Below are 5,754 nucleotides of genomic sequence, written 5' to 3'. Positions count from 1 at the left end.
TATTTTTTCTGTCCAACTTAGTGTAGCCGATCCAAACTTGCAAAAGAAATATTGAAGGACTATCCCTAAAAGTAAAACTTCAGCTATCACATAGTTAATTAAATTGTAAAAGAAGGTGTGAGGCGCTACTTCTTTAAGCGAACTAATAAGTACTAAAATTTTCTATTTACTATATCTTTTCTTTAAAAGAGAGACAAAATGCTCCATTAAAAAGGTAATATTTTTATCGATTAGATTCAAATCTTCTTGTTCTAATACCTGCCCATTTAATTCAATTCGAAAACCAGAATTTAGAAATGCTAAAAGATCAAAGGATTTTTTGATTTTCTCGTTATTAAGGTCCGAATGAATTGTATCAATTGAGTCCACACAGTAGGGGAACGTCATTTGATTAGCAATACAAAGTAAATAATCGGTTGTAACATCAAAAACCTCTGCTAAAGATATTAAATGATTAATTTCAGGTCGTGCTACATCTCGCTCCCAATTAGAAACAACCTGTTTTGGTTACCCCGATTTTATTAGCAAGTTCCTCTTGTGTCCATTTATGGAGTAGTCTTAAATTTCTACATCGCTGTCCCAAAGTATTCATGAATTCACCTCTATTGAGAATATCCGACCCATCTGCTTACTAATTATACCTACTTATAGCCCATATTATAGCCTATTCATACCCTACTGTACCCTACGAGTAGCCTATGAATAGGCTACGAAGTAAAATATAGCTAAAAAATATTACTTTGCTATTGTATAAAGCTGTGAGTTGTTATATTCTACATTTGTATTTTGAAGTAAAACTAAAATATATCTTATGAGTAGAAAAAGATAACTGAACTTTACTCTGATTTAGTAGTTCTAAAAAAGAAGGTGAATAATGATCAAAATTCGATCAAGTAACTCTATAGCATCTATTCAACGGAAAATCAAAGAAGGAAGAGGTCAAGGCCACTTTTCGGAATATAAACCTTGGTTGACTGTACATGATGTACCTTCAATAGGGATAGTTACTCGAATTCTTGGTTGGAAAAGTGGTCGACTTCACCATTATCTGTCTGAACACTTTGAATTGGCACATCATTACCAAATGGAGTGGTCAGAGCAAGTGATTGATATTCGCGAACAATTTCCTTTATTACCCCTAGATAAAACCCTCTATATTGCACAAAAGTTAGGCATTAAACATCCAACTGACCCCAAGAATAAGCTTCCCATCATTATGACTACGGATATGTTACTTACAGTAAAACAAGAAGAAAGTATAAAATTTATTGCACATTCTATCAAACCTTCTAACAAGTTGCTGCAGAAAAATTGACTAATAAAACATTCGCGGATTGGAATCAACGAGATATTGAGCTATTAGATAAGGTGGAGAGAATTGTAATTGAGATTAACACCTCTGATCAGCCAGTAAGAAGGTCTATTTCTAAAGTATCAAGAAGATTAGGGATGAATTCCAACATCTTCTACAAACACATAAAGAAAATGCCGAGACTTAATGAATTTATAAATAATGTCAAAGAATCTATGGAGGAGTTTCAACTCAGAAAGCTGCATTGGGCCTTCCATCAATTACGAAAACATTCAACCTTCATTTCTAAAGCCCAGCTTATAAATAAAGCAAGAATAAGTGGTATTCAATCCAAAACAGTGATTTGTGAAATGGAATACTTATTAAGCGAAATTCATACTTCAACATAGGAAAAAATTGTTTTTTTGAGCAATGTTTAATCAGTCATGATGGCCATCGACCTCCTTCGACTCTACACCGAGGAACGCAGGACAACACAACCTGCGGGAGGAAAGGAGCCCTGCTTTGTTCATGTTTCTTAAGGAGGTACGAGTCAGTGAATGCCAAACGGCTAACGACACCAAAGGAAAACGTTCAACAACTCCAAGAGAAACTAGGTCATGCGGCCAAGGAAAGCAAGAAACGAAGATTTCACGCTCTGTATGACAAGGTCTACCGGTTAGACATCCTGTGGGAAGCATGGCGGAGAGTACGAGCCAATAAGGGCTCTGCTGGAATTGATGGGGAGACGCTAGCTGATATTGAGAAGCAAGGAGAAATGTTCTTCGTGCACGAATGTCATCGACTTCTTAAAGAAGGCGACTACCATCCGCAACCCGTAAAGCGCCAATATATCCCCAAGAAGGATGCGGATCGGGCATACGAGATCATTCGAACGATAATGGAACGTCTGGAGTTAACGTTACACCCGACCAAAACGCGAATCGTCGGACTATGGACAGGAGAAGAAGGCTTCGACTTCCTAGGCATACATCACCGAAAGACGAAGGCCGAAACTTCCGAAAGCCAAGTATATTATACGACCCAACAATGGCTGTGTTCGTAAGGCAGAGGAGCGATTAGGGAAGTCGTGAAGGAACGACTAGCCCCTGCGAATATGCGTCACAAATCATTCCAAGAACATTTGGAATACTTAAACCCGAAAATACAGGGTTGGCGTAACTACTACGTTACGACCTACAGCCAAAGGAAGATGGCTAAACGTGACTGGTACATCCTTCAGCGACTCACAAAATGGTATGCCAAGAAGCGTCAACGCGCTCGATGGAGGAACTCATTACGCGAAGTGAAATCATTGTCCGTTCAACTCGGACTCAGAACGCTATTGTAATCTGCATGCACATGAATGACGAACATCGGAAAGCGTATGAGGGAAAACCTCACGTACGGTTTGATGAGGAGGGGCAGAATTTATCTGCCCTTTACTCTAGCAGAGGCGCAGTGAAGACGGCGGGATACAAAACTATGCCGGCTGCCATCCGGGCGGACGCTGCGGCCAGCTTCCAGCCGGGCAGTCATCAGGTGTTCCAACCGAGTATCCAACGGATTTTCAAGCAGAATATCCAGCTGACATCCAGTCAGGTTTCCAGCCAGGCTTCCAGAAATTCGTCAGGTAATCATGTTAAGTTATCGCAAAGCGCAGGGATTCGGAGCACCGGTAGAGAATGTCTACAGGGAAGATCTCCCAAATCGGCCGGCACCCCGCCTGAATGTCGACACGCGTCGAATTCCTCGATTGATGGCAAACCATTCCCAGCGTTTCTTCTCCATTCGCTCTTTTTAGGCAAAATATTAACACCTTATGTTGGACAGACCAAATTTAACTAAAATTTTACTATACATTCTTCGAAATTTTGATATAATTCTACCTAGGTTACCTTTCCAATTATGATAGAAAATAGAATTGGATGGTTTTTATACCTATCCAAGCTGTGCGCGAGAGACCAGTCCACTGGCTACCCAGCAAGCCGGCATGCGGGGACCGACAATTGTGGAAAATGACAGCCGAGAATATGTTGCTCCATGACGTCAGAAGGTTCAGAAAGGATGAAGCCAACCTTATCCCAATTCCGATGGAGGATGAAGCGCGTGAGCATTTTTGAAAAGCTGGAATCCAACGTAAGATCTTACTGCAGAAGCTTTCCGGTGGTATTCGACCGGGCCAAGGGGGACCTGTTATATTCTGAGGACGGAAGAGCATATATTGATTTTTTTGCAGGTGCTGGGGCACTGAATTACGGTCATAACAACGATTATATCAAGGGCCGGGTTCTCGATTACTTGACCTCCGACCGGATTATGCACGGTCTGGATATGTATACAATGGCCACGGAGCATTCTTTGAGCCTCATGCAGCACCATCGTCACATCTAATCGTCAGGAAAAGCTCACTACCCCGCAGCCGGATCTTTACTTATCCACACCAGGCGGGGGAATACACAAATCGTACATAGAGTGTATCAATATCCCTTAAACATAGGCTTCAACAAAGGCAGCTCCGGTGCCGAATCCGGAGGTACGGCCGACTTCCTGCTGGCCGGCCGGAACCCTACAGCAAGCCTTACATCGATGGGAGGAACATCTCTTGTCCACCCCCAAATCCAATTCCGAACCCAATGTTAAACCAAAGCCCGTCTTCGGGCGGCTCGTCCGCAGCAAGCATATTGAAGCAGAGAAGCCGGAAGCAGCCGCATCTCTTGCGTAGAACGATGCTCTTTGTTGTCTTTCACGCATGGGAGCCGAGCGGGACAGCTGCTAGGCAGAGGATTGCCGCATGCGATCAACCGGGCAAGCGAAGCGGTGACCTGGCGAAAGCCATTGACATTGTTGTCACATGTTTGAAAAGGCGGGGAGCGAGGCTGGAGCGTTGCTGCGGCATATGCTCCGCCGGATTGCTTTTACCGATGAAGAGAGGGGAACGATCCAGATGGCTTTTGAAAAAGAAACGTTGTTTTGGAACGAAAAATTCGGTAGCGACGATTATACCTTGACGCGGCTGCCTTACAGCAAAGCTCCAAGCTCCCTGGCGCCCATTATGACAACCGTCGGCGGTTCGATTTCGGAGGAAGCGGCGCAGCGCGTCCTTCAAATGAGCAAGGGCGCTCCGCTGGCCACTTTTATGATTTTGCTCGCCGGTGTTCAGTCGCTCTTGCATAAATATACAGGCGCTTCTGACATTCTGGTCGGCATGCCGGTTTTACGGAAACCGACGGAGACGCGCCGATCTGTTAATCATACGGTCATTTTGAAAAACTCGCTTTCGGCGGGTGCGACTTTTAGAACGCTTCTGAGCGAGCTGAGGACTTCCTTGCCGGAAGCGATTCAGCATCAACATATTCCGTTCTTGAAAATGACGGAGAAGCTGGACCTGCAATATGCAGGCGGGATACCCGTCGTCCATACGCTAGTATCCCTTAAGGAGCTGCATCTGGACGAAATCGGGCAAAACGTGGTCACGGATTGTTCCTTCGAATTCAGCTTAACCGGCGGGACGATACAGCTAGCGCTGTCATATAACGAGCACTTATATGACTCCGAGTTCATGACTCGGGTCGTCGGCCATCTGAATCGCCTGCTGGCCGTGGGGCTTCACGAGTTGGAGCTGGACATCGTGCGGGCGGACATGCTGTCGGAGGACGAGAAATTTCAATTGCTGCAAAGCTTTAACGATACCGAGAAGGACTATCCCCGTGATCGGACGATTCATCAGCTCGTGGAGGAGCAGGCGAAGCGGGTGCCCGAAGCGACGGCGGTTGTCTTTGAGGGACGGCGGCTTTCGTACGCGGAGCTGAACGAACGGGCGAACCGGCTGGCGCGGACGCTGCGATCGGTCGGCGTGCTGCCCAATCAGCTGGTAGGCTTGATGGCCAGGAGATCGCTGGAGACGGTCGTTGGCATTCTGGCGGTTCTGAAAGCTGGCGGTGCCTACGTGCCGATCGACCCGGAATACCCGGAAGAACGCATCCGCTACATTCTGGAGAACTCGAACGCGCAGCTGCTGCTGACTCAAAGGGAGCTGCTGCAGCAGGTGCCGTTCGAAGGGACCGTGGTGGCGCTGGATGACGAGCAGGCCTACAGCGACGATGGCTCGAACCTGGAGCCGGCCAGCGGTCCGAACGATCTGGCTTATGTCATCTATACGTCAGGTACGACGGGCAAACCCAAAGGGGTCATGCTGGAGCATCGCGGGCTGGTCAGCCTGAAACTGACGTTTGCCCATACGCTTCACACGACCGAACAGGATCGAGTGCTGCAATTCGCCAGCCTATCGTTCGATGCGTCGTGCTGGGAGATGTTCAACGCTCTGTATTTCGGGGCGGCCTTATATATACCGTCAACCGAGACGATTTTGGATGATCAGCTGTTCGAACGTTTCATGAACGAGCATGCAATTACGATCGCCACTTTGCCACCAACTTATGCGGCTTATTTGAATTCAGACC

7 protein-coding genes and 1 pseudogene are annotated in these 5,754 nt (G+C 46.1%); 7 read left to right on the top strand and 1 reads right to left on the bottom strand.

Annotated features, from left to right (window positions below; translation table 11 throughout):
* Positions 1-162: 162 nt before the first annotated feature.
* Positions 163-459, bottom strand: a complete 297-nt coding sequence (locus tag L696_RS32050) for a hypothetical protein (protein ID WP_245233391.1) — start codon at positions 457-459, stop codon at positions 163-165.
* 415 nt (positions 460-874) lie between these two features.
* Here L696_RS32050 and L696_RS32045 point away from each other — a divergent pair, with 415 nt between their 5' ends.
* The 7 genes and pseudogenes from L696_RS32045 to L696_RS0117730 form a co-directional block, all read left to right on the top strand.
* Positions 875-1,315, top strand: coding sequence for a TnsA endonuclease N-terminal domain-containing protein (locus tag L696_RS32045; RefSeq protein WP_245233390.1), 441 nt, complete (start codon positions 875-877; stop codon positions 1,313-1,315).
* Entirely contained in the window at positions 1,312-1,701 is a 390-nt protein-coding gene (locus tag L696_RS30600; protein ID WP_155985430.1) for a TnsD family Tn7-like transposition protein, read from the top strand. Before L696_RS32045 ends, L696_RS30600 begins: the two co-directional genes overlap by 4 nt.
* Before the next feature lie 146 nt (positions 1,702-1,847).
* Positions 1,848-2,357, top strand: coding sequence for a reverse transcriptase family protein (locus L696_RS31520; RefSeq protein ID WP_209440985.1), 510 nt, complete (start codon positions 1,848-1,850; stop codon positions 2,355-2,357).
* A 51-nt stretch (positions 2,358-2,408) separates the two neighbouring features.
* Positions 2,409-2,642 carry a group II intron maturase-specific domain-containing protein gene (locus L696_RS31225; protein ID WP_162833915.1) on the top strand — a complete coding sequence of 78 codons (234 nt, stop codon included), beginning with the start codon at positions 2,409-2,411 and terminating at the stop codon, positions 2,640-2,642.
* Positions 2,643-2,776: 134 nt separating this feature from the next.
* Positions 2,777-3,139, top strand: coding sequence for a hypothetical protein (locus tag L696_RS0117750; protein ID WP_025684835.1), 363 nt, complete (start codon positions 2,777-2,779; stop codon positions 3,137-3,139).
* A gap of 261 nt (positions 3,140-3,400) precedes the next feature.
* Positions 3,401-3,646 (top strand): annotated as a pseudogene (locus tag L696_RS0117740) (diaminobutyrate--2-oxoglutarate transaminase); the annotation flags it as partial.
* A 499-nt stretch (positions 3,647-4,145) separates the two neighbouring features.
* On the top strand, positions 4,146-5,754 hold a 1,609-nt coding region (locus L696_RS0117730; RefSeq protein ID WP_155985428.1), incomplete at its 3' end, for an AMP-binding protein.

Origin of the sequence: Paenibacillus maysiensis (assembly GCF_000520815.1) — a bacterium.
GTDB classification, from domain to species: domain Bacteria; phylum Bacillota; class Bacilli; order Paenibacillales; family Paenibacillaceae; genus Paenibacillus; species Paenibacillus maysiensis.
The sequence above is the reverse complement of the archived record's forward strand: the minus strand, read 5'-3'. Positions and strand labels throughout refer to the sequence as shown.